This is a genomic window from Arthrobacter sp. (assembly GCF_031179385.1).
GTDB lineage: Bacteria > Actinomycetota > Actinomycetes > Actinomycetales > Micrococcaceae > Arthrobacter_D.
Map to the genome: position 1 here is coordinate 1 of NZ_JAPSHV010000036.1, position 23,881 is coordinate 23,881.

A 23,881-nucleotide genomic window follows, 5' to 3' on the forward strand; every position below is an offset into this window, starting at 1 on the left:
CCGCTCCGTATTGCACCTCTGCTAGACCGGCGGCATCAGCGTCGTTGATGACATGGACGTCCCGGCCCAGCACTTTGGTGAAAAGTGCGTCTACGTCGGTGTCGATCCAGCTCTCATCGACGTTTGCTGCTGAGCGCGCAACACCGTGCTGAATGATGGCAGGGAACGTGACGCCGATGGGCAGCTTCTCCGAGGGCGCGCCCTCGCGGGTGGACAGCTCAGCGACGATGTCGGCTACGACGACGGCGACTGCCTCCGGAGTCGCCGGCTGCGGTGTCTCCACGCGGAACCGATCGCCCACGATAGCTCCGGCGGCGAGATCCACGATGCCGCCCTTGATTCCGGTTCCACCGATATCAATACCGATGACGGTCGAGGGCAGCTTCCTGCCGTCCTTCAACTTGATGCTGTTCTTGCCCATAATTCTCCAGGGATTCGTTCGGGTATGATCGGCCGGCGCCCCTTCTGAGGAGCGCTGGGTGTGGAACTGGGTCTTGCTAGGGGACCGTCAGCACCTCGGCGCCGGTCTGGGTCACCACGAGCGTGTGCTCGAACTGGGCCGTGCGTTTCCGGTCCTTGGTGACAACCGTCCAGTCATCAGACCACATGTCCCACTCGATGGTTCCGAGGGTAAGCATGGGTTCGATCGTGAACACCATTCCCGGCTCGATGACCCGGTTGTAGGCAGGAGCGGCATCGTAGTGGGGAATGATGAGCCCGGTGTGGAAGGCCTCGCCGACCCCGTGACCTGTGAAGTCCCTCACAACACCGTAGCCGAACCTTTTGGCGTATGACTCAATGGCACGGCCGATGACGTTTATTTCGCGCCCGGGTGCAACCACCTTGATGGCGCGGTTCAGTGCTTCCTGGGTCCGCTCAACGAGGAGTCGGGATTCCTCGTCGACGTCTCCGACGAGGAAGGTGTAGTTGGTGTCGCCGTGTACACCGTCAATGTAGGCGGTGATATCGATGTTGATGATGTCACCGTCACGCAGCACGGTCGAGTCGGGGATACCGTGACAAATGACCTCATTCAGCGAGGAGCACAGTGACTTCGGGAAGCCGCGGTAACCGAGCGTCGACGGATAGGCGTTGTGCTTGACCAGGAACTCGTGCCCGACGGCGTCGAGCTCGTCAGTGGTGACCCCGGGCTTGATGTGGCGACCCACTTCCTGGATGGCCTGCGCAGCGATCATGCCGGCTCGTCGGATCCGCTCGATCGTTTCAGCCGACTTGACCTCGGATCCTTCGAACTTGGCCGGGCCCGGACGGCCCACATACTCCGGACGAGGTATGGATGCCGGTACATTCCGGGGCGGGCTGAGGGTGCCCTGCGTGAGCGTGCCGACGGGTGCGGTGGAGGAATGGTGGGGCATACCCTTGATCCTATCGGTGTGGAACCACCGGAACCGAAAGTCAAAGTAAGACTGATGAGACTAAGGAAATCGCAATGGTGCAGTACTGGTACAACGTCCGGACCCATGAGGTTGAAGAGGATGCCCAGTCTGACTGGAGCCAACTCATTGGTCCGTACAACACCCGGGCAGAAGCGGAACGAGCACTGGAAAAGGTTCAGGAGCGCAACCGTGCGTGGGAGGCGCAGGACGAGGAGTAGCCCTGCGATGTCGGGAGCCGGGAGTGTTCACCCTGTGACCGTTCCTAGAAGCTGTGCTCCGGGCCGGGGAAGCTCCCGTCCCGGACCTGGTCCCCGTATGCACGAGCTGCGTCCGCCAGTACTGAGCGGACATCTGCAAACTGCTTGACGAACTTCGCCTGCCTGCCCGAGCGCAGACCCGCCATGTCCTGCCACACCAGCACCTGCCCGGTGGTTGCAGAACCCGCGCCGATGCCGATGGTCGGCACGCTGACCGTTCGATCCACTTCAGCCGCTACATCGGCCGGCACCATTTCCATCAGGACACAGAAGGCACCCGCCTCTGCGAGGGCTACGGCGTCGTCGATGACCTGACGGCCGGCGTCGGCCTTGCCCTGTACGCGGTAGCCGCCGAGGGCGTGCTCGCTCTGGGGCGTGAAGCCGACGTGTGCCATGACAGGAATGCCTGCACGAACGATGGCGCGAACCGTCTCCGCGTGATGGGCACCGCCCTCCATCTTCACGGCATGCACAAGTCCTTCCTTCATCAGGCGGACAGAGGACTCGACCCCCTGGGCTGGGGAGACTTCATAGCTGCCGAAAGGCAGGTCTGCGACGACGAGCGCGCGCTTGGCGCCCCGCGTGACCGCTCGGGAAAACAGGATCATCTCATCAAGGGTGATGGGCAGCGTCGTGGCGTGCCCGAGAACGTTATTCGCGGCTGAGTCCCCGATCAGCAGCACCTCAATGCCGGCTGTGTCGAAGATTTCGGCAGCGTACTGGTCGTAGGCTGTGAGCATGGCGAATTTTCGCCCCTCGTTCTTCGCGGACTGCAGATGATGCGTCCGAATCCGCGCGATCGGCGTGGCCGCCGGTGTGCCGCCGGGCTGCGCTCCGGTTCCGTAGGGGGGTGGAGTTTCCGCGGAATTCATGACCACGAGCCTACTTCACGGGTAACCCCGGCGTAACACAGGCCCTACATACTGGTGCGCGGTGCGGATGGACACCGGAATTCGGCGCGCCCAGCCGGATTGTCAGTAAAGTGAACAGCGGACTCGGGAGCAGGTGCTCCGGTTGTGATGCGCAAGATCGTAGCGGCCGACGGACGAGTGGATAACTCTGTGTAGTGGGAAAGAGGTTGGAATGGATCGTCAGCAGGAGTTCGTCCTACGCACCATTGAGGAACGTGACGTCCGGTTCGTTCGGCTGTGGTTCACCGATGTCGTCGGTTCGCTGAAGTCGGTGGCACTGGCGCCGGCGGAGGTGGAAGGTGCGTTCGAGGAAGGCCTGGGCTTCGACGGGTCCTCGATTGAAGGCCTGGCCAGGGTCTTCGAATCGGACATGCTTGCGCAGCCCGATCCATCCACGTTCCAGATCCTGCCGTGGAGAGGAGACAAGGAGCAGACGTCGCGCATGTTCTGCGACATCCTGACGCCCGATGGACAACCGTCGTCGGCCGATCCGCGCGGAGTGCTCAAGAGGACGCTGGCCAAGGCAGCGGACATGGGTTTCACCTGCTACACACATCCCGAGATCGAGTTCTACCTGCTCAAGTCAGACGAACTCGGTCCGGACGGACAGCCCGTTCCCGTGGACCAGGCCGGCTACTTCGACCACGTTCCTGGCGGAGTTGCACAGGACTTCCGGCGTACGGCCGTCGCGATGCTTGAATCGGTGGGCATCTCGGTGGAGTTCAGCCATCACGAAGCCGGTCCGGGACAGAACGAAATTGACCTGCGATACGCCGATGCGCTGCAGACCGCCGACAACATCATGACGTTCCGCACCGTGATCAAGGAGGTAGCGCTGACGCAGAACAGTTACGCCACCTTCATGCCCAAGCCGTTCTCGGACCACCCCGGCTCCGGAATGCACACGCACTTCTCCCTGTTCGAGGGAGATACCAATGCGTTCTTCGAAGCAGGGGCAGAATTCCAGCTTTCGAAGACCGCACGACAGTTCATCGCGGGCATCCTGCGACACGCACCGGAGTTCACGGCGGTTACCAACCAGTTCGTGAATTCCTACAAACGGCTGTGGGGCGGCGGGGAAGCTCCCAGCTATTTGTCCTGGGGCCACAACAACCGGTCCGCGCTGGTGCGGGTTCCGCTGTACAAGCCGAACAAGGGCCAGTCCGCACGCATCGAGTACCGCGGTATCGACTCAGCCACCAACCCCTACCTTGCCTACTCGGTACTGCTCGGTGCCGGCTTGAAGGGCATCGAGGAAGGCTACGACCTGCCACCGGGAGCCGAGGACGACGTCTGGAGCCTGACGGCGGCAGAGCGACGCGCGATGGGCCACGATCCGCTGCCGGCCAGCCTGCACGACGCTGTCCGCGCCATGGAGGATTCGGAACTGGTTGCTGAGATCCTGGGGGAGCAGGTCTATGAGAACTTCCTTCGTAACAAGCGTGCCGAGTGGCATGATTACCGGATCCAGGTGACCCCCTACGAGCTCAGGCGCAATCTCGGGATCCTCTAGTCCCGCAGGAGCCGGCACATGAGCCTCAATAGGGAACTGATCAGCAGGGGATTCACGGATCTCGACAAGAGCAGCCGGTTTCTTGCTGCCGCCGAGCTTCGTGACATCCCCGAGGACAGACTGTTCGCCGGGCTCAGCCACGCGGCGAACCCCGACCTTGCCCTTCAGTCGCTGGTTCGGCTGCTCGCGGTGCAGCCGGAGATCGGTTCTCTGGTACAGGACGACGACGGTGACCCTGAAGCGCTGTTCCGCCTGCTTGGAGCCTCGGAAGCCCTGGCGGAGTTTCTCATGCGTCACCCGGAGCATTCCGACGTCGTGAAGGTTCGGACTACCGCTGAGCCCGGAAGAGTGGACGCGGGGCTGCTGCGGACGTCCCTCCTGCAATCCGTTGGCGCGGATGCCGGACAGCCGAACCCGGTTGCCGCGGTAACCGGAGAGGAAGCGTACCGCGCGCTGCGCACGCGCTACCGTCGGCACCTTACCGAACTGGCGATCCGTGATCTCAGTGCCGCTTCGCCGACCGACTTCCTTCCCTCCGTCGGGCAGGAGCTTGCCGACCTTGCCGCTGCGGCGCTGGAAGCGGCTCTTGCCGTCGCCCGGAAGGAGCTCGAGGGCACCTTTCCTGCCGATGAGATCGCCGCCGTGCGATTGGCGGTGATCGGGATGGGCAAGTGCGGAGCCGGTGAACTGAACTACATTTCGGATGTGGATGTCATCTACGTCATCGAGGCAGAGGGACTCGGTGAAGATACGGCGGTCCGGATTGGCACGGCCCTCGCAGCCGGGATTTCCCGGGCCGTCATGTCATCGGGCCGAGAGCCGGGCTTGTGGGAGGTTGACGCCAACCTGCGTCCCGAGGGCAAGGACGGGCCGCTCGTACGCACGCTGGATTCCCATCTGTCCTACTACGCCCGCTGGGCACAGACCTGGGAATTTCAGGCCCTCCTGAAGGCCCGGCCGATCGCCGGAGATGCCGACCTCGGAGCCCGGTATGCAGGGGCAGTCTCCGCCCTGGTCTGGACTTCCTCGGAGCGAGAGGGGTTCGTTGAGTCGGTCCAGGCGATGAGACGACGGGTCACGGAGAACATCCCGTCCCATGAAGTCAACCGGCAGCTCAAGCTGGGCGCCGGCGGCCTCCGCGACGTTGAATTCACTGTGCAGCTGCTGCAGCTTGTCCATGGGAAAGTCGATGACACCCTGCGAACCCGAGCCACCACCTCGGCCATCGCAGCGCTGAAGACAGCCGGCTATATTGGTCGCCGTGATGCTGAGGAGTTTGATCGGTCCTACCGGTTCCTGCGCGTGCTGGAGCACCGTATCCAGCTTGTTCAAATGCGACGGACCCACCTCATGCCTGAAGACGAAGCGAGCCTGAAGGCACTCGCCAAATCCTCCGGGAGCTCGCTGCTGGTCACGCGCCCGACGGCGGCTTCCCTCACCGAGCAGTGGCAGCAAACCAAGCGCCAGGTGCGGCGGCTGCACGAATCGATCTTCTACCGGCCGCTGCTCAACGCCGCGGCCAACCTCAGCGCGGACGAGGTTCGCCTCACTCCCGAGGCAGCACGGGCCCGGCTCGCCGCCCTGGGTTACGTTGACCCGCGCGGAGCCCTGCGGCATATCGAGGCACTCACCACCGGGATCAGCCGTCGGTCCGCGCTGCAGCGGCAGCTTCTGCCGGTCCTGCTGGACTGGCTGGCTGACGGCGTTGACCCCGACGCCGGGCTCCTAGGCTTCCGGCGCCTCAGCGAGTCGCTGGGGGAGACCCACTGGTACCTGGGGATGCTCCGGGACTCCAAGGCAGCGGCCGAGCGCTTATGCCACGTCCTATCCTCCAGCCGGTTCATCACCGACCTGCTGGAGGTCTCTCCTGAGTCGACGAAATGGCTGGGTTCCGACAAGGAGTTGCTGCCGCTGCCCTTCGAAGTCCAGTGGCAGGAAATCCAGTCGAAGATGTCCCGGCATCCCGCACCGAAGGAGGCAATACGCCTTATCCGCCTCATCCGGCGTCGTGAGATCCTTCGTATTGCTATCGCCGACAGTTCCGGGCTGCTCAGGCAGGAGGACGTCGGGCCGGCACTCGCCGACGCGGATCGAGCGGCCGTGCTCGGCGCGCTCAACGTTGCGGAAGCGGAAGTCTACGCGGGCGAGCAGGCGCTGACCGACGTCGTCGTTATTGCCATGGGGCGCCAGGGCGGGCGGGAGATCACCTACGGGTCCGACGCCGATGTCATGTATGTGCACCGTCCCCGCGAAGGAGCCGATCCGGCGGCTGCTCAGACCCAGGCTGAGCGGATTGTCGGTCAGCTGCGGCAACTCCTGCAACAGCCGTGTACGCCGCCTATTCTGGCGGAACGTGTCCTTGAGGTCGACGCTGATCTCCGGCCTGAAGGCAAGCAGGGGCCGATGGTGCGCTCACTGGAGTCGTTCCGCGAGTACTACCGGCGCTGGTCACTCGTCTGGGAATCACAGGCTCTGCTGCGGGCACTTCCGATGGCAGGGAATGACAAGCTCGCTGGGGAATTTCTACAGCTGATCGATCCGCTGCGATATGAACGCAACGTCACGGAAACTGACCTGCGCGAGATCAGGCGCCTCAAGGCGCGTATGGAGTCAGAACGGCTGCCCCGCGGTGCTGACCCGTCCCGTCACCTCAAACTGGGACGCGGAGGCCTGAGCGACGTCGAGTGGCTTGTTCAACTCCTGCAGTTGCAGCATGCGCGCGAGATACCCGCCCTGCGGACCACGTCGACACTCGAAGCAATGGACGCGGTGGAGGAGCACGGTCTCCTGCCAGCCGACGACGTCGCCACGCTGCGAGCGAGCTGGCGGCTTGTCTCGCGAATCCGGGCGGCGAACACAGTGTGGGGTGGCAAGCAGTCGGACGTCGTGCCGTCGTCGCGCCGCGACCTTGAAGCGGTGGCGCGCTGGTGCGGCTACGGCGCGGGCCAGGGCACGCAGCTGGAAGAGGATTACCTTCGCCTGACCCGCCGAAGCCGAGCGATTTTCGAACGGTACTTCTACGGCTACGGGGACTAGCGTCCCTCGAACGTTCGGCGCTTGCTTCCCGGATGGTGCGGCCTTAAATGAAGGAAGGGCCGCACCGAAGTGCGGCCCTTCCTTCATCGGCTAGACGCCGTAGTACAGCTCGAACTCGTAAGGGTTCGGACGTGCGGCGAGGGGCGCGATCTCCACCTCACGCTTGAAAGCGATCCAGGTATCGATCAGGTCCTGCGTGAAGACACCGCCGGCCTGAAGGAACTCATTGTCGGCTTCCAGGGCGAGGAGTGCTTCTTCGAGGGACCCCGGAGCCTTCTGGATGTCCTTTGCTTCCTCAGCGGGAAGCTCGTAAAGGTCCTTGTCGATCGGGTCAGCGGGCTCGATCCGGTTCTTGATTCCGTCAAGGCCGGCCATCAGCTGGGCAGCGAATGCCAGGTAGGGGTTCGACGACGGGTCCGGAGCGCGGAATTCGATGCGCTTGGCTTTGGGGTTGGAGCCCGTGATCGGGATGCGGATACCTGCGGAGCGGTTGCCCTGTGAGTACACCATGTTCACCGGTGCCTCGAAACCCTTCACCAGGCGACGGTAGGAGTTGACCGTGGGGTTGGTGAACGCGAGCACCGCCGAAGCGTGCTTGAGAAGTCCGCCAATGTACCAGCGGGCAAGATCCGAGAGCCCTGCGTAGCCGCGCTCGTCGTAGAACAGCGGCTCGCCGTTGCTCCATAGCGACTGGTGGCAGTGCATGCCGGAACCGTTGTCGCCGAAGATGGGCTTGGGCATGAAAGTCGCAGACTTCCCCCAGGCGTTGGCAACGTTCTTGATGATGTACTTGAACTTCTGCAGATCGTCAGCCGCGTGCACCATGGTGGTGAACTTGTAGTTGATCTCTGCCTGTCCGGCACCGCCGACCTCGTGGTGCGAACGCTCAACCTCAAGGCCGACCGCGTCCAGCTCGACACACATTGCGTCACGAAGGTCGGCCTGCTTGTCTACCGGTGCAACGGGGAAGTAGCCGCCCTTGAACGGGGTCTTGTTGCCGAGGTTTCCGCCAACTTCCTCGCGGCCGGTGTTCCACGGGGCCTCGATGGAATCGACCTTGTAGAAGGAGCCCTGGGGGCTGGATTCATACTGGATGTTCTCGAAGATGTAGAACTCGGCTTCCGGAGCAAAGAAGGCGGTGTCCGCGATACCGGTTGATGCCAGGTAGGCTTCGGCGCGTTCTGCAACTCCGCGCGGGTCCCGGTGGTAGGGATCGCCGGTGCGGGGGTTCACGATGGAGAAGTTCAGTGCGAGAGTCTTCTCGATCCGGAAGGGGTCGATGAATGCGGTGGTGACGTCCGGAATCAGCTGCATGTCGGATTCCGCAATACCCTGGAAGCCGCGGATCGATGAACCGTCGAACAGCTGGCCGTGAACAAAGAAGTCAGCGTCAACGGACTTCGCGGGGACGTTGAAGTGCTGCTGCACGCCCGGAAGATCGGTGAAACGGATGTCGACAAACTTCACATCTTCGTCGGCGATGTACTTGAGGACTTCGTCCGCATTTTTGAACATCGGGTTATGCTCCTAACGCATATTTCGGGGAGAGCGACCGGGGCCGGTAGCGCGGGGGAAACGCCGCAAGGCTTTACCTGCTGCGGTCGCAACAGCCTCCACACTATGAATGCGCAGTTACCCACTGGTGTCGCAAATGTTTCCGGCGTGTAACTTAAGCCGGTTGCCACGCACACGTGCTCACACCCCACCCTATCGGTCTCTCGAATGCTTCCGCTTCTCGGAGGCGGTCATTCCCCGAGGCGCACCGGCTGGGTTTCCTGTGGGGAGGGTCTCGGCTGCACGTTAGAGTTGAACCGTGGTAGACCGCAGAGACATCAGTTCATGGCTGGAAGGGCCGCCTTCCCGCGGAGACGGTCATTGGCCCGGTCAGCGGCTGGGCAGGCCAAGGGACGGCGTCGGTTCGGTGGCGCGTCCGGGGCGCAGACTAGGAGCTCTGGTTATCGATTGGGCGCTCTGCAGCCTGATCTCTGCCGCGTTCTTCAACTATGACGGTCTGGCCACTCTCGGCATCTTCGCCCTCGAGCAGATGCTTTTGGTGGGAACGCTGGGATACAGCGTCGGTCACAGGGCTTTCGGTATGCAGGTCCAGCATGTTGAGGGCAGGGCAGCCGGGCTCGGCGCCGCCATCGTGCGCGCCCTGCTCATTTGCCTGGTCATCCCCGCGGTGGTCTTCGACGAGGATCAGCGCGGCTTGCATGACCGCGCTGTCGGAACCCTGCTCGTCCGTATCTAGGCTGTTCGATATTTAGGCTGTTCGATCCAGTCCAGATGAATCAGGTCGGCCCGGATACAACAAAAGCCGGTGCGCATCGAGCGCACCAGCTTTTATCTCATCGGCCGCGCATCGCCTTGCGGTCCGGGCGCGCCTTGAACGGATCGACGCCCTTGGGGATGGGCATGCGGGCACCGAGAGCGCTTAGTCGCTTGTCAACCGCGGACACTTCCTGGCGGGTCAGGTTCTTCTTCATCTTCTGAAGTGTCTTCGAAATGCGCTGCAGGGGAACCTGGCCTTCGCCCTGACCCGCGTGTACGACGTGAACCGGCACTCCGGGCACGATCCGGTTCATCTTGACCCGTTCCGCGTTGACGAGCTGCTTCACACGGTTCACGGGCCCCTCGGCAACAAGGACTATTCCCGGCCGCCCAATCGCGCGGAATACGGCGTCCTGGGTGCGGGCGTTGACCGCTACCGGTTCATCCTTCAGGATCCAGCCGCGGCGCAGCACACTGAGTGCAGCTCCCGCTGCACCGGGCTTCCCCTCGATCTGCGCGAAGGCTGCGCGTTCGGCTCTCCGCGACAGAATGAAGAGAGCAGCGAGGAATGCGAGCGGAACGGCGATGATAAGCATCGTCACCACGTTGTTGATCAGCAGTCCGATCAGCAGCCCCACCGCAACTACGGCCAGGAACGCCAGAAGCATGATCCAAACGACGTTTGGGTCATTGCGGCGGGTCATCGCGAACACTTCGCGGATGCGCTTCATTGTTCCCGGCTTCTTCGAAGACTTGTCTGCCTTCGGTTTGCGGGAAAACAGGCGGCGCCGTGCGCTCGATCCGTCAGCGTCAGAAGGAGTGTTGGAACTGTTGTCAGTGCTGTTGGCCATAGTGGCTTAAGTCTACGGGATGCCCAACGCGTATCGGGCGCCCCAGCCGAAGCCGGAGCGCCCGATAAAAGCGTGAACCGCGAAGGTGTATCAGCCCGCCATGAGGGTGGAGGCTTCCTGCAGAGTGCTGCCCGAATCCTCGATGTGTGCGAGCTCAGGAGGAAGCTCAAGACCCTTCTTCCGCATGGCGCGGGCCCACAGCCGGCCAGCGCGGTAGGAAGACCGGACCAGCGGGCCACTCATGACGCCCAGGAAGCCGATCTCGTCAGCCTCCTGCTGCAACTCAACGAATTCCTGCGGCTTGACCCAACGGTCCACCGGGAGGTGCCGCTCACTGGGGCGAAGGTATTGCGTGATGGTGATCAAGTCGCAGCCGGCTTCGTGAAGATCCCGGAGGGCCTCTGAAATCTCCGCCCGGGTCTCGCCCATTCCGAGGATCAGGTTCGACTTGGTAACCATGCCCTGATCGCGGCCCTGCGTGATGACGTCCAGCGATCGCTCGTATCGGAACGCCGGCCGGATGCGCTTGAAAATGCGTGGGACAGTTTCGACGTTGTGCGCGAAGACCTCGGGTTTGGCTTCGCAGATCCCCATGATGTGTTCCGGCTTCCCCGAGAAATCCGGGATCAGAATCTCGACGCCGGTCCCTGGGTTGAGCGAGTGGATCTGGCGAATCGTCTCAGCGTAAAGCCATACCCCCTCGTCCTCGAGGTCATCCCGTGCCACTCCGGTTACTGTTGCGTACCGCAGGTTCATGGACTGGACGGATTGCGCAACCTTGAACGGCTCGCTCCGGTCTAGAGGTGCGGGCCGTCCGGTGTCGATCTGGCAGAAGTCGCACCGGCGCGTGCATTCCGAACCACCGATGAGGAAGGTGGCCTCCCTGTCTTCCCAGCATTCGAAGATGTTGGGGCATCCTGCTTCTTCACAGACGGTGTGCAGGCCCTCCTTTTTCACCAGGTTCTTCATCCCAACGAACTCGGGACCGATGTTCACCTTGGCTTTGATCCAGTCCGGTTTGCGCTCCACTGGAACAGCGGCGTTCCGTGCCTCGACGCGCAGCAGTCGTCGTCCCTCGGGGGCCAGACTCACAGTAGAACTCCTTCCGGCCGGTCGTTGCTGCCGGCCTTCACTGTCTCGGGTACGGGGAGAGCGCCCTCGGCATCAAGGACCAGAGACCCCTCATTCTTACTCAGTTCTTCTTCGATACGAGAAACGATGTCCGCGGGTGTAACTGAGCGGCCAAGTTCCTGGGAAATGCTCGTTACACCAGCATCGGTGATCCCGCACGGAACAATCTGGGCGAACGGCGACAGATCGTTGCTGCAATTGATAGCGAACCCGTGCATGGTGACTCGCCGATTGATCCGGATGCCGATGGCAGCGATCTTCCTGGCCGGCCCCCGTTCGTCAGCCTGCAACCAAACGCCGGATCGCCCCTCGATTCGTACCCCCGAAATCCCATAATCCAGCAGGACTGCGATGATAACGTCTTCCAAAATTCCGACGTAGTCGGCCACACGGGTTGGTTCGGGAAGGGCGAGGATGGGATAACCGACCAATTGCCCTGGCCCGTGCCAGGTCAGTTTCCCTCCACGGTCAACGGGCACCACGGGCGTACCGTCAAATGGTTTCTCATGATCCTCGGTTCGCTTGCCCGCGGTGTACACGGCCGCGTGCTCCAGCAGCAGGACGGTACTCGGCGAGGACCCGGCAACAACTGACTCGTGCAGTGCCTTCTGGCGGTCCCATCCTTCGAGGTAATCGACGAAGTGGGGGTCGAATCCGATTCGTGAGAACTCCAGCGTCATGCCTCAAGGGTAGACCCGGGCAGTGACGATCTCCCATTCGCGGGTACCGGCCGGTTGTGGATAACTTACGGACGCCGGAAAGAAATAGCCAAGAATGGCGACCATGGACAATTTCCTTCGCCAGACTGCGGCGGACCAGGATGTGGTTTCCCGGAACAACGCCTGCCCGGATACGCCCCCGGCCGTGGACGGTTACCGTACCGGAAGATTGCTCGGAACGGGAGGAAATGCAAATGTCTGGCTGCTCGAGGAGCGGCAGACCGGAGTGGCAAGAGCGCTCAAGGTGTTTCCCGCATACGCACCGGGGGGAGAACACGGCCGGAACACCAGCAACGAACTCCTGGCACAGTTGCGCAGGGAGAGCACTGTCCTGGGCTCGCTGGAACATCCGCACCTGCTTGGCCTGCATGCCGTCGTCTCCACGGACCAGGGGCCGGGGTTGATGACCGATTACGCGGCGGGCGGCTCCCTTCTCAATCTGGTGACTGCACGTGGGCGCCTCAGCCCCGGGGAATGCATCACCGTCCTGGCTCCCATCGCGCAGGCCGTGGCCCACCTGCATTCGTCGTCGGTTCATCACGGAGACCTGTCGCCCGGGAATGTGCTGTTCACCGCAGAAGGGAAGCCGCTGATCGGTGACCTAGGGGCAGCTCGCCTGCTCGGCGAGAAGTACTTAGGAGCCGCCGGTACCGCAGGGTTTTCGGAGACTCGCAGCGGAGAAATAGGGCCTCCCGCGGCCGCAGCCGATGTGTACTCATTGGCGGCGCTTGGCTGGTACTCGCTCACCGGCAATCCTCCCGGGCAGACGAAGGATAGGGTTCCACTTTCCCTGCTGGTGCCCGAGGTTTCTTCCGAGCTGCTCCAGATACTCGAATCTGGGTTGGAGACCGAGTGGACGGCCCGGCCCTCAGCTGCCGAATTCGCGGAAACCGTCCTGCGTTCCGGTGTCCCTCGGCCGCTTGACCTGGTGGCCGCCGTGCACCCTTCCGTGCTTCCGCAGTTGCTCACCCGGCGCCCTGCCGATATCCCGGCAACTGCTCCTCGCCCCCGGCTTGCTGCAGTGCTTGGAAGCTTACGCCCCGGGAAGGCAACCTCGCGGAGGAAGAAGCGAGCGCGGCTGGCCGAACCGAGAGGTCGTCGACGCAGGCAACCCGATCGCCCGGAGCCTAAGTGGAAGTCAGCGGTACCCCAAACAACTGCCGCTGTGCTTGTGCTTCTCGGATCAATGATGGCCGGTCAGCACTTCCTCGGTGGGATCAGCACCGGCACCAGCGAACCGGATCCGGCACCTCTCACGGTCGGGATCGCCTCGAGCCAAGGGGTCGAAGAATCCGGAGCCAAGGCGCAGCAGGGAGAGGGCACCGAGACGGAGACCGCTCCGGCCGCGCCCGCGCCGGCCTCCGTCTTGTCCGCTGAGATGCAGGCGCGGCTGTCGGACGCAGATCCGGCCAAAGTCCTGCCGGCGCTGGCAGGAGTGAGGGCGATGGCTTTGACGTCCGCCGATACCGACCTGCTCTCACACGTGAATATCCGCGCTTCGGAGGCTATGGACGCGGATCGCGTCCTCGTAGCGGGTTTGCAGGAGCAGGGCCTTGTGTTCAGCGGGCTGAGTATCCGGGTTGAGGGAGCTTTTCTGACGGACGCCCTTGAAATCCCGGAGGGGGCTGCAGCGGTTACTGCGACCGTAGTCATGTCCGGCTACAGCGAGACTGACACGTCCGGGTCGGCAGTGCGCACAGTACCTGATTCGACACCGCAGGAGCTCGTCTTCGTCCTGATGAAGGAAGCGGACGTATGGAAAATCGACAGCGTACACACGGCCGGCGCAGTCTGAAAGGCGTCCTCCTGTGTGGCTATGATCGGACAATGGCTCCCTCTCATTACCTGCGCTATCCGCACCTGTCCGGAGATCTCCTCACGTTCGCAGCAGAGAACGACATCTGGGTTGCTCCGTTGTCCGGCGGCCGCGCATGGCGAATATCTGCACTCCAGCAACCGGTCCGTAATCCGAGGTTCTCGCCCGACGGTTCCACCATCGCCTGGACGGTAATCCAGGGTGCCGCGCCTGAGGTGGTAGCAGCAGATACTGACGGTGGAAACTTCCGCCGCTTGACCTACTGGGGGCACCAAAGCACGCGCGTCAAGGGGTATACGTCTGACGGCCGAATCATCGCGACAAGCGCCTTCCGCCACGAAGACCCCCGGCACACCTGGGCGTACACCCTCCCCACGGACGGATCCCCGGCCGCCGTCGTACCGTACGGACCGCTCGACGCCATTGTCCACGGAGAAGCTGTCGGAGACGAGCGGCCAGTTGTCATCGGCAGCGTCATGACCCGTGAGCAAGCCTGGTGGAAGCGCTACCGCGGTGGGACAGCAGGCAAGCTCTGGATCGACCTGGACGGATCCGGTGATTTCAGCCGCTTCCTTCCCGATCTCGACGGAAACCTCGCCGACCCGATGTGGGTCGGCGGTCGCCTTGCCTTCCTGTCAGATCACGAGGGCTACGGCAACCTGTACTCAGTGACGGCGAACGGTGAGGATCTTCGGCGGCACACCGATCACGAAGAATTTTATGCTCGGCATGCCAGCACCGATGGAAGTCGGGTCGTCTACGAGTCAGCCGGGACACTCTGGCTCCTCGACGGTCTCGATAGCGAAGCGCGCGCCCTCGACATCACTCTCGGTTCGGCTTCCACGGGGCGGCGTCCCCAACCGCTCAACGTTTCGCGTCACCTTGCCGCGGCCGTACCAGTCACAGATGGGCGGGCGAGCGTCATCGAATCGCACGGTACGCTTCACCTGCTTACACACCGCGATGGCCCATCGCGGGTGGTGGATGCCACCGCAGGAGTGCGGGCGCGCCTCGGCCGCCCGGTTGGTGACGATCATGTGGCCTATGTTGCCGACCACGACGGCGAGGAAGCGCTGTACATCCGCAACGTGTTCGACGTCGACCTGCCCGTCGCAAGCGGTCCCTCCCTTCCAGGAACTGAAACCGCGGACCATTCCTTGCCCGCGCCGGTGCCCGCGACGCTCCCGGACGGGTCTAGCTCACCGCGCGAGACAGCGTCGGCAGCTGAAACCGCGGAGACCGCAACGCCGGACGCGGCCATCGTCGTCGCGCAGGATTCTGCGGGCAGCGAGGCGCTGTCCCGCGTCGATTTCGGCGGACCGTTCAGGGCAAGCAATCTCGCGGTAAGCCCGGACGGCAAAGTCATTGCGGTCGCCGGTGAGATGGGACAGATTCTCATTCATGAGGTGGGAAGCGAGGGCTTCTTCACCCTCTCAACGACGCCTCACGGTGCGATCGACGATCTCGCTTTCTCACCTGATTCAGCCTGGCTGGTCTGGGCAGAACCTGTCACCGGAGAAGGCGCCCGTACGCGCATCCGGCTGGCACGGGCAGCACGTGACGCTGAGATCCTCGACGTGACGGACGGACGCTTCCGCGACCATGCGCCGTCGTTCACTCCCGATGGCCGCTTTCTCGCCTTCCTCTCGGACCGAAGCTTTGACCCGGTATACGACACCCACCGATTCGACCTGAGCTTCCCGGCCTCGACTAAGCCATTCCTGGTTGCATTGGCTGCGGGCACGGCCTCCCCTTTCGGGCCGGCAGTGCACGACCGTCCGGCGCCCGCTGAGGAGAAAGACGGCGCCAAGACGACCGTAGACGTTGCAGCGGAACGGATCGGGGAGCGGATCATCCCGGTGCCTGTGCCGCAGGGTTCGTATGAGGGCCTGCGCACTGCCGATAACTCACTGCTGTGGCTGGCTGCGGACACCGTGGGGACTACCGGTGACGGCCGTGCCACCACCGACACCAAGGAGCCGGCGAAGCGGCTGGAGCGATTCGACATGCTCAAGCGGGAGACGGCCACACTGGTGCAGGAAGTGGACTCTTTTGAGGTCAGCGGCGACGGCAAGCGGGCCGTAGTCATCCGGGCCGGCGCGGTCACCGCTGTCCCCACATCCGGCCCGGCCGATCCGGATTCGACGGAGCGGGTGACGGTTGAACTAAACCGTATCCGTGTCCTCCTCGATCCTCCGAGTGTATGGCGCCAGGCCTTCGAGGACGCCTGGCGTCTCCAGCGCGATTTCTTCTGGGCCGAAGACATGGGCGGTCTGGACTGGGTGGGCGTACGGGACCGCTACCGGCCGCTGCTGGACCGTATCGGATCCCACGACGACCTCGTGGACCTACTGTGGGAGCTTCACGGGGAACTCGGCACCTCGCATGCCTACGTCACGCCTGCCCTGGCCAGTGAGCCGGGCGCCGGAGCGCAGGGTTTCCTGGGCGCCGAGCTCAGTAGGTCTGAACGGGGCTGGCGAGTGGACCGCATCTTCGCCGGCGAGTCGTCAGACCCGCAGGCGGCAGCGCCGCTAGCGGCCCCCGGAGTGGCCGTGGAGCCCGGAGATATTATCCAAGCCGTCGACGGCGTTCCCGTTCCGCCCGAATTGGGTCCGGCCGTTCTGCTCACCGGAGCCGGCGGGCGCCCGGTCGAGCTTACCGTCGCCCGTCACGATGACGACGGCGATCACTCCGAGGTACGCAGGGTCGCGGTTGTGCCGCTTCGGAGCGAGGAACGGCTCCGCTATCAGAACTGGGTCAATGCGAACAGGTCGATTGTCCACGAAGCCTCGGACGAGCGGTTCGGCTATCTCCACATCCCGGACATGGTGGCCCGAGGCTGGGCCCAGCTCCATCGGGACCTGGACCGGGAGACCGCACGGGATGGTCTGATCATCGATGTAAGGCGCAACCGGGGTGGTCACACGTCCCAACTGGTCGCAGAGCTCATCGGACGCAAAGTGACCGCCTGGTCTCTTCCCAGAGGGGAACAGCCTGGGACATATCCTGCGCATGCACCGCGCGGTCCTGTGGTGATCCTGACGGATGAATTCGCCGGATCTGACGGTGACATCATCACCCAGGTAGCGAAGCTCCGCGGAATCGGGCCGGTCATCGGAACACGGACTTGGGGCGGCGTGGTGGGAATCGACGGTCGGTTCAGCCTCGCGGACGGTACCGGGGTAACCCAGCCGCGCTATGCCTTCTGGATGACAGGCGGCGTCGAGTGGGACGTGGAGAACTACGGGGTGGATCCTGATATCGAGGTGCCCTTCCCACCGCACGCATACGCCGCGCAGGAAGATCCGCAACTCGAGCACGCCGTGGGAATTCTGCGCGAAATGCTGGAAGAGCTTCCCACGGACGTGCCTCCAGCCCGGAGGGATCATCCCCGGCTGGCACCGGCGCCCCTTCCACCCCGCCGCTGAGAGTATGGGCGCCTGTCCCGGTCGTTGACCGGGACGGGTGTTGAATGAAGAGACAAGACGCCCCGATCACCTGACGGTGACCGGGGCGTCTTGTAGAGCTGGGGAAGCGCAGGTCAGGACTCGAGGGTGGCGTCCAGCGAGATGTTCTTCACCGCTGCAAGAGCCTGGGAGACAGGGCACCCGGTCTTTGCTTCATCAGCAAGGCGCTGGAAGTCTTCCTCGCTCAGGCCCGGAACAGATGCCTTGAGAGTAAGCCGAATCGCGGTGATGCCCTCTCCCGGCTGGAAGTCCACCTCCGCCTTCGTCTCGACTCGATCAGGTGTCTTGCCCTCTCCGCCCAGCGCGTGGCTGAAAGCCATGGAGAAGCACGCAGAATGTGCCGCAGCGATGAGCTCCTCAGGGCTGGTCTTGCCTTCAGCCTGCTCCGCCCGGGCCTTCCACGTGACGTCGTAGGTTCCGAGGCCGGACGTGTCGAGCGATACCTGACCTGAGCCCGTGGGCAGGTCACCGGTCCAGACGGTGTGTGCTGAGCGTACGGTAGCCATGAGTTCTCCTGTTCGATGGTTGAATCATGTGCACCGGACGGGACGTCCGGTGTTTCCCCGTATTCGACGGGGAAGTCTTTCTAGAACCTGATGACAGAAGGCAGCGCCCCGAGAAACCGGAACGCTGCCTTCTGCATGAGGTGGATTACAGCCCGAGGTCAGCCTCGAATGCACCATCTTCAAGACGGGACTTCAGTGACTGCAGGAACCTACCGGCGTCAGCTCCATCCACCAGACGGTGATCGTAGGTGAGGCAGAGGTACATCATCGAGCGGATGGCAATGGTGTCTTCACCATCGGCATCGGTGATCACCACGGGGCGCTTGACGATTGCACCGGTACCAAGGATGCCGACCTGAGGCTGGTTGATGATCGGAGTGTCGAAAAGCGCTCCGACCGAGCCAATGTTGGTGATGGTGAAGGTTCCGCCCGAGAGTTCATCTGGGCCGATCTGGCCGTTGCGGGTGCGTGCACCGACGTCGGCAATCTTCTTGGCCAGACCTGCGAGGTTGAGGTTTCCGGCATCGTTGATAACGGGAACGAGCAAGCCCTTCTCGGTGTCCACCGCAATGGCGAGGTGCTCGGCGTCGTGGTAGGTGACTTCCTTCGCATCCTCGTCGAACGAGGCGTTGAGCTTGGCGTGCTGCTTCAACGCTTCGGTTACTGCCTTGGCGATGAAGGGCAGGAAGGTCAGCTTCGCGCCATTCTGCGCCTGGAAGGTGTCCTTCGCCTTCGCGCGGAGCCGCGCCACGCGGGTCATATCAACTTCAATGACCTGTGTCAGCTGCGCTGAAACCTCGAGCGATTCCCGCATGCGGCGGGCGATCGTCTGGCGGATGCGGGGAGCCTTCTCGACCGTACCGCGCAGCTTCGAAGCCGCGGGGGCGGCAGCGGGAGCCGAGGGCGCAGCAGCCGCAGGTGCGGCCGCACTCGGAACTTCCTGCTGCGGTGTCTTTGCGGTCTCGGCAGCCTCAAGCACGTCCTGCTTGCGGATCCGTCCACCAACACCTGTGCCCTTGATGGAGCCGAGGTCAACGCCATGCTGGTTCGCGAGCTTGCGGACCAGGGGAGTGACGTACACAGAATCTGATCCGGCCGCCGTTTCCTTCCCGGCCGCGTCGGTGGGCTTCGGCGCTGCCGGCGCAGGAGCGGGCTCGGCACTTTCGGCAGGTGCGGGTTGCGCCTGCTTCTGAGCAGCCGGCTCAGCGGCCGGCTCCTCGCGCTCCGTGGACGGGGCCGCAGCTACCGGTTCGGCTGACGTAGGCTCCGCCTGAGCGGGAGCAGCACTGCCTGAGCCGATAACGGCGAGGACAGAACCGACCTCCGCGGTTTCGTCCTCATTGACCCGGATCTCCTGGAGCGTTCCGGCGACCGGTGAAGGGATTTCTGTGTCTACCTTGTCGGTGGAGACCTCGAGGAGAGGCTCGTCTACTTCGACCTCGTCACCGACCGCCTTGAGCCAGCGCGTAACCGTTCCTTCAGTAACGCTTTCGCCGAGAGCGGGCAGAGTAACTTCGGTGCCCTGTCCGCCGCTGGTGCCGGCGTCGGACTCCGTAGCCTGCTCCGCTGCGGTGGCTGCGGGGGCTGCAGCGTCAGTGTCCTGGGCTGCACTTTCTCCCGGCTGATCCTGCGTCGCAGCATCGTCCGACGGCGCCTGCTCTGCCGATCCGCCGTCTTCCGAACTGTCCGAACCGCCCGAGCCGTCACCGATCCTGACGAGCGGAGCACCTACCTCGGCTGTTTCGTCCTCGGCGACCAGGATCTCCTCGATGACACCCGCAATAGGGGATGGGATCTCTGTGTCGACCTTGTCCGTCGATACCTCGAGCAGCGGCTCGTCGACTTCAACGCGGTCGCCGACCTGCTTGAGCCATCGGGTAACAGTACCCTCAGTAACGCTCTCGCCCAGGGCCGGCAAGTTCACGGATTCAGACATGGTGTCCGGTTCTCCTTGTTCGTTCTACCTTCGACCGCCGGTACCGGGATCAGCCGGTCGGTTTGAGGTTGCCAGTGATGCTTTGTGTGGAGCTTGGTGCGGTTTTCGAACAACCGCTCGAGTGTTCGTCAGCCGTGCAGCGGCTTGCCCGCCAGGGCAAGGTGCGCTTCGCCCAGCGACTCGTTCTGGGTCGGGTGTGCGTGAACCAGTTGGGCTACGTCCTCCGGGTACGCTTCCCAGTTCACAATGAGCTGGGCCTCACCGATCTGCTCACCCATACGGGTGCCGATCATGTGGACGCCGACCACCGGGCCGTCCTTCTCGCGAACCAGCTTGACGATGCCGCCGGTACCGAGAATTGAGCTCTTGCCGTTACCCGCAAGGTTGTATTCCTGGGTTTCGACGCGGTCATCGCCCAGCTTGTCCCTGGCGGCCTTTTCAGTCAGGCCGACTGAAGCGATTTCCGGCTCGCAGTAGGTGACCTTGGGAATGTTGACATCTTCGACGATGACAGGCTTGAGTCCGGCGATCTCTTCCGCAACGAAGATTCCCTGCTGGTAGCCGCGGTGCGCAAGCTGGAGTCCGGGAACGATGTCGCCGACCGCGTAGATGTTTCCGACGCCGGTGTGGAGACGCTCATTGGTGATCACGAATCCGCGGTCGAGGGTAAGGCCGGCTTCTTCGTACCCGAGGTCGGCAGTGACGGGGCCGCGGCCAACAGCGACAAGAAGGAGATCCGCTTCGAAGGTCTTGCCATCCGCGAGGGTGACCTTGACGCCGTTGTCATCCTGCTCGACCTTCTCGAAGAAGGTTCCGGTGTTGAACTTGATGCCGCGCTTCTTGAACGCACGCTCGAGGTTTTTGACGATCGATGCGTCCTCATTGGGAACCAGGGATGGCAGGCCCTCAATGATGGTGACGTCGACGCCGAAGGACTTCCAGACGGAGGCGAACTCACAGCCGATCACACCGCCACCAAGCACGATGGCGCTGGAGGGGATCGTGTCCATGGTGAGTGCGTGGTCCGAGGTGATGACCTTGCCGCCGATTTCAAGTCCGGGCAGCGACCGTGAGTACGAGCCGGTTGCAAGAACGATGTTCTTGCCGGTGTACGTGGTGCCGTTCACTTCGATGGTGTTCTGGCCGGTCAACCGGCCGGAACCCTCGATGACGGTGATGCCCTTGGCCTTGATGAGCCCCTGCAGGCCCTTGTACTTGCCGGCGATGATGCCGTCCTTGTATGCATTCACGGCGGTCATGTCGATCGACTCGAACGTGGCCTTGATGCCGTACTTCTCGGCCGATCGCGCACTGTCGGCGACTTCAGCCGAATGCAGAAGCGCCTTCGTGGGGATGCACCCATTGTGAAGGCACGTGCCCCCGAGCTTGGCCTTCTCGACGAGCCCGACTGTGAAGCCGAGCTGCACGGCGCGAAGGGCGGCGGCGTAACCGCCGCTGCCTCCGCCCAGTACCAGGATGTCGAATTCTTGCGCAGTTGCCGTATCGGCCACTTGGACGCTCCCTCGCGTGATCGGTGACGCACTTGAGTACGCGCGTCGATTGATGTCTGGCGGAATGCTTGGTGTGATCTGGCTTCACCCTATCGCCAGATCACACCATCAGCCACTTAGTGAAGGGCGAAGCACACGCCTATGTGTCGAGTCTCACCTCTACGCGGGTCGACTCAGGCAGCGTGCTTCTGTGCCCGCTCCACGACATCTTCGACGTACGCCAGGAGGGTGCGGACTCCGACACCGGTAGCCCCCTTGGGGGTGTAGCCGTAGGCGCCGCCCTCATTGAATGCAGGACCCGCGATGTCGAGATGAGCCCAGGGAATCTTCTGCCCATCGACTTCACCGACGAATTCCCGGAGGAAGACAGCAGCGGTCATCATGCCGCCGAACTTCTCACCGACGTTTGCAATGTCAGCAACCGTCGAATCAAGGCTCGGACGCAACTCCTCCGGCAGAGGCATCGGCCAGAACTGCTCGCCCACGCGGTCGGCCGCGGCTTTCACTGCGTCCCTGACGCCGTCGTCGCCCATTACTCCGGACACGCGTTTGCCGAGCGCGACCATCTGGGCGCCGGTGAGGGTGGCCACATCGATGATCGCATCGGGGTACTCAGCACTCGCTGCGGCCAGTGCATCCGCCATCACCAGCCGCCCCTCGGCGTCGGTATTCAGTACCTCGACGGTGCGGCCGCCGAAAGTGGTGAGCACGTCCGAGGGCCGCTGCGCGGTTCCCGACGGCATGTTCTCCGCGAGGCACAGCCAACCGCTCACGCTGACCGGGAGGCCGAGCTGAGCGATCGCAGTGACCGCGGCAAGCACGACGGCGGCACCCGCCATGTCGAGCTTCATTGTCTGCATCCCCGCGCCGGGCTTGAGGGAAAGTCCGCCTGAGTCGAAGGTGATGCCCTTGCCCACAAGCGCAAGGTTGATCTTCGACCTGGCAGGCGTGTATTCGAGTTTGACCAGCCGTGGCGGACGGGACGAGCCCTTCCCGACGCCGAGAATGCCGCCGTAACCGTCCTTCTCAAGCTTCTTTTCGTCCAGGACCGTCACCTTCACGGGCAGTCCCTTGACGTGTTCGCGGGCGAACTGGGCGAAGGATTCCGGGTAGAGGTGGCTCGGGGGCTGGTTGACGAGGGTGCGGGTGACGTTAACTCCTCGGCCGATTGCTTCCGCGCGGTCGAACGCCGCTTTAAGCCCGCGGTCCTGTGCAGCCGGCGTCAGGATGGTGACCCGCGAAAGAGTCTTGGCTGACGGACGGGGTGCCCTGCCGCCGAATGCCGAGTAGTGCTCCGTGTAGGCGTACCTGCCGAGCAGGATGCCTTCGGCCACTGCTGCAGCCTGGTCGACTGTGGCGGCAGGGAGTGCTATGGCGATGCTTTCCACTCCGTTCAACTGCCGGGCGGCGGAACCTGCTGCACGGCGGAGCTGTTCATCAGACAGGGGAGCGCCGGCTGCCGTGCGTCCGGTTCCAACCAGCACCAGGACGTCCGCTCCGGTCTCCGGCAATCCCGGGAAGCGGCGAACTTCGTCGGCGGCACCGGTGACTCCCAGGGAGGGAAGGGTGTCGGTCAGTGCCCTTGCCGACTTGGCCGAGAGCGGATTCTCCAGGAGTACCGGGCCGTCCGGGCTTTGGCCGGTGCCGATCACTAGGACCTCGCATGCGGACTTCTTGATGTCCCGGGAGACGGCGGTCAGGTGAATGTCGCTGGTGTTGCTCACGAAGGTTCGTCCTCGCTTCCAATAGCTTGGGGTTGGTGCACGGGCGTGCGGGTTGTGTCACGCGTTCTCCGTTGCTACCGATCGTAGTCGTACCCTGTGACATGCATCCCACGGGCGGGCGCGCGGGAATGGGGTGAAGCCGCGACGACGTTACATATCCGGACGAGGAATGGGCTATCAACTAGGGTTGACTGCCGGGGCTTCGCCGCAGCGGGGAAGACCCGCGCGGGTGCGCTGCAGTCGTCCGGAATTGAGCTGAGGAGGAATCGATGTTGGACCCGCAGAGTCTGTACAACGTGAGCGACTCAATCAGTGATGATCCTTCACTTCGGGGGCTGCCGCTGATTGCGGGTTTTACCGGCTTTGTCGATGCAGGCCACGTGGTTGCCCAGGTGCGCGACGAACTGCTGGGCTCGCTGGACCATGAGGTACTGGCCGTGTTTGATACGGATCAGCTCATCGATTACCGCAGCCGCAGACCGCGCATCACCTTCGAAGAGGACCATCTGAGGGACTACCAGCCTCCAGCGCTGGAACTGCAGGTCCTCGAGGATGGGCTGGGGGAGCGTTTCCTCCTCCTGAGCGGGATGGAACCGGACCTGCAGTGGGAAAGGTTCTGTGCCGCCGTCGGGCAGTTGATTAGCGCGCTCGAGGTTCCGCTGGTGACGTGGGTCCACTCGCTTCCGATGCCGGTTCCCCACACGCGGCCCCTCGGGGTGACGGTTCACGGTAACCGTGGCGATCTCATCGAGGGAATGGGTAGCGCCTGGAGGCCAACCGCAGAGCTGCAGGCCTCGATCGGCCATCTTCTGGAGCTTCGTCTCATGGAGGCGGG

The 23,881-nt window shown here is 63.3% G+C and carries 18 protein-coding genes; 7 read left to right on the forward strand and 11 right to left on the reverse strand.

Annotated elements, in window-relative coordinates; translation table 11 throughout:
• Together RIF85_RS07310 and map are read right to left on the reverse strand one after the other, a co-directional pair.
• On the reverse strand, nt 1–421 hold a 421-nt coding region (locus tag RIF85_RS07310; protein ID WP_309071257.1), incomplete at its 3' end, for an ROK family protein.
• A gap of 76 nt (nt 422–497) precedes the next feature.
• Nucleotides 498–1,376 (reverse strand): type I methionyl aminopeptidase, encoded by an 879-nt coding sequence (gene map / locus RIF85_RS07315; protein WP_309071258.1) that lies wholly within the window; start codon nt 1,374–1,376, stop codon nt 498–500.
• Between the two features lie 74 nt (nt 1,377–1,450).
• Here map and RIF85_RS07320 point away from each other — a divergent pair, with 74 nt between their 5' ends.
• Nucleotides 1,451–1,615 (forward strand): SPOR domain-containing protein, encoded by a 165-nt coding sequence (locus tag RIF85_RS07320; RefSeq protein WP_309071259.1) that lies wholly within the window; start codon nt 1,451–1,453, stop codon nt 1,613–1,615.
• A 44-nt stretch (nt 1,616–1,659) separates the two neighbouring features.
• Here RIF85_RS07320 and panB read toward each other — a convergent pair whose 3' ends face one another.
• Nucleotides 1,660–2,526 (reverse strand): 3-methyl-2-oxobutanoate hydroxymethyltransferase, encoded by an 867-nt coding sequence (panB, locus tag RIF85_RS07325; protein WP_309071260.1) that lies wholly within the window; start codon nt 2,524–2,526, stop codon nt 1,660–1,662.
• A gap of 211 nt (nt 2,527–2,737) precedes the next feature.
• Between panB and RIF85_RS07330 the strand changes: the two genes are divergently transcribed.
• A complete protein-coding gene (locus RIF85_RS07330; protein ID WP_309071261.1) occupies nt 2,738–4,078 on the forward strand; it encodes a glutamine synthetase family protein in 1,341 nt (446 codons plus the stop codon).
• 18 nt (nt 4,079–4,096) lie between these two features.
• Nucleotides 4,097–7,114 carry a bifunctional [glutamine synthetase] adenylyltransferase/[glutamine synthetase]-adenylyl-L-tyrosine phosphorylase gene (locus tag RIF85_RS07335; protein ID WP_309071262.1) on the forward strand — a complete coding sequence of 1,006 codons (3,018 nt, stop codon included), beginning with the start codon at nt 4,097–4,099 and terminating at the stop codon, nt 7,112–7,114.
• Between the two features lie 90 nt (nt 7,115–7,204).
• Here RIF85_RS07335 and glnA read toward each other — a convergent pair whose 3' ends face one another.
• The gene (glnA, locus tag RIF85_RS07340) at nt 7,205–8,629 is read right to left on the reverse strand and encodes a type I glutamate--ammonia ligase (RefSeq protein WP_309071263.1); all 1,425 of its coding nucleotides are present in this window, start codon (nt 8,627–8,629) and stop codon (nt 7,205–7,207) included.
• A 298-nt stretch (nt 8,630–8,927) separates the two neighbouring features.
• Here glnA and RIF85_RS07345 point away from each other — a divergent pair, with 298 nt between their 5' ends.
• Nucleotides 8,928–9,365, forward strand: a complete 438-nt coding sequence (locus RIF85_RS07345; RefSeq protein WP_309071264.1) for an RDD family protein — start codon at nt 8,928–8,930, stop codon at nt 9,363–9,365.
• A gap of 97 nt (nt 9,366–9,462) precedes the next feature.
• On the opposite strand, the gene RIF85_RS07350 is transcribed toward RIF85_RS07345, so the two are convergent.
• The 3 genes from RIF85_RS07350 to lipB all read right to left on the reverse strand — a co-directional run bounded on the left by RIF85_RS07350 (nt 9,463) and on the right by lipB (nt 12,047).
• Entirely contained in the window at nt 9,463–10,236 is a 774-nt protein-coding gene (locus RIF85_RS07350; RefSeq protein ID WP_309071265.1) for a DUF4191 domain-containing protein, read from the reverse strand.
• Between the two features lie 90 nt (nt 10,237–10,326).
• Nucleotides 10,327–11,328, reverse strand: a complete 1,002-nt coding sequence (gene lipA, locus RIF85_RS07355) for a lipoyl synthase (protein WP_309071266.1) — start codon at nt 11,326–11,328, stop codon at nt 10,327–10,329.
• Complete coding sequence (gene lipB / locus RIF85_RS07360; RefSeq protein WP_309071267.1) at nt 11,325–12,047, reverse strand: lipoyl(octanoyl) transferase LipB; 723 nt, start codon at nt 12,045–12,047, stop codon at nt 11,325–11,327. The genes lipA and lipB overlap by 4 nt, the downstream gene beginning before the upstream one ends.
• A 103-nt stretch (nt 12,048–12,150) precedes the next feature.
• Here lipB and RIF85_RS07365 point away from each other — a divergent pair, with 103 nt between their 5' ends.
• Nucleotides 12,151–13,881 (forward strand): protein kinase, encoded by a 1,731-nt coding sequence (locus tag RIF85_RS07365; RefSeq protein ID WP_309071268.1) that lies wholly within the window; start codon nt 12,151–12,153, stop codon nt 13,879–13,881.
• A 32-nt stretch (nt 13,882–13,913) separates the two neighbouring features.
• Nucleotides 13,914–17,330, forward strand: a complete 3,417-nt coding sequence (locus RIF85_RS07370; protein WP_309071269.1) for a S41 family peptidase — start codon at nt 13,914–13,916, stop codon at nt 17,328–17,330.
• A gap of 113 nt (nt 17,331–17,443) precedes the next feature.
• Here RIF85_RS07370 and RIF85_RS07375 read toward each other — a convergent pair whose 3' ends face one another.
• The 4 genes from RIF85_RS07375 to RIF85_RS07390 form a co-directional block, all read right to left on the reverse strand.
• Nucleotides 17,444–17,875, reverse strand: coding sequence for an OsmC family protein (locus tag RIF85_RS07375; protein ID WP_309071270.1), 432 nt, complete (start codon nt 17,873–17,875; stop codon nt 17,444–17,446).
• 145 nt (nt 17,876–18,020) lie between these two features.
• Nucleotides 18,021–19,811, reverse strand: coding sequence for a 2-oxoglutarate dehydrogenase, E2 component, dihydrolipoamide succinyltransferase (gene sucB, locus RIF85_RS07380; protein ID WP_309071271.1), 1,791 nt, complete (start codon nt 19,809–19,811; stop codon nt 18,021–18,023).
• 128 nt (nt 19,812–19,939) lie between these two features.
• The gene (gene lpdA, locus RIF85_RS07385) at nt 19,940–21,322 is read right to left on the reverse strand and encodes a dihydrolipoyl dehydrogenase (protein WP_309071272.1); all 1,383 of its coding nucleotides are present in this window, start codon (nt 21,320–21,322) and stop codon (nt 19,940–19,942) included.
• Nucleotides 21,323–21,495: 173 nt separating this feature from the next.
• Complete coding sequence (locus RIF85_RS07390) at nt 21,496–23,046, reverse strand: leucyl aminopeptidase (RefSeq protein ID WP_309071273.1); 1,551 nt, start codon at nt 23,044–23,046, stop codon at nt 21,496–21,498.
• Between the two features lie 269 nt (nt 23,047–23,315).
• On the opposite strand from RIF85_RS07390, the gene RIF85_RS07395 reads away from it, so the two are divergent.
• The coding region (locus RIF85_RS07395; protein WP_309071274.1) for a PAC2 family protein at nt 23,316–23,881 on the forward strand (566 nt) is incomplete at its 3' end.

Coding starts and splice junctions, on each gene's coding strand:
- map (WP_309071258.1), bottom strand. CDS start 1,376: ATGCCCCACCATTCCTCCACCGCACCCGTCGGCACGCTCACGCAGGGC.
- RIF85_RS07320 (WP_309071259.1), top strand. CDS start 1,451: ATGGTGCAGTACTGGTACAACGTCCGGACCCATGAGGTTGAAGAGGAT.
- panB (WP_309071260.1), bottom strand. CDS start 2,526: ATGAATTCCGCGGAAACTCCACCCCCCTACGGAACCGGAGCGCAGCCC.
- RIF85_RS07330 (WP_309071261.1), top strand. CDS start 2,738: ATGGATCGTCAGCAGGAGTTCGTCCTACGCACCATTGAGGAACGTGAC.
- RIF85_RS07335 (WP_309071262.1), top strand. CDS start 4,097: ATGAGCCTCAATAGGGAACTGATCAGCAGGGGATTCACGGATCTCGAC.
- glnA (WP_309071263.1), bottom strand. CDS start 8,629: ATGTTCAAAAATGCGGACGAAGTCCTCAAGTACATCGCCGACGAAGAT.
- RIF85_RS07350 (WP_309071265.1), bottom strand. CDS start 10,236: ATGGCCAACAGCACTGACAACAGTTCCAACACTCCTTCTGACGCTGAC.
- lipB (WP_309071267.1), bottom strand. CDS start 12,047: ATGACGCTGGAGTTCTCACGAATCGGATTCGACCCCCACTTCGTCGAT.
- RIF85_RS07365 (WP_309071268.1), top strand. CDS start 12,151: ATGGACAATTTCCTTCGCCAGACTGCGGCGGACCAGGATGTGGTTTCC.
- RIF85_RS07370 (WP_309071269.1), top strand. CDS start 13,914: ATGGCTCCCTCTCATTACCTGCGCTATCCGCACCTGTCCGGAGATCTC.
- RIF85_RS07375 (WP_309071270.1), bottom strand. CDS start 17,875: ATGGCTACCGTACGCTCAGCACACACCGTCTGGACCGGTGACCTGCCC.
- sucB (WP_309071271.1), bottom strand. CDS start 19,811: ATGTCTGAATCCGTGAACTTGCCGGCCCTGGGCGAGAGCGTTACTGAG.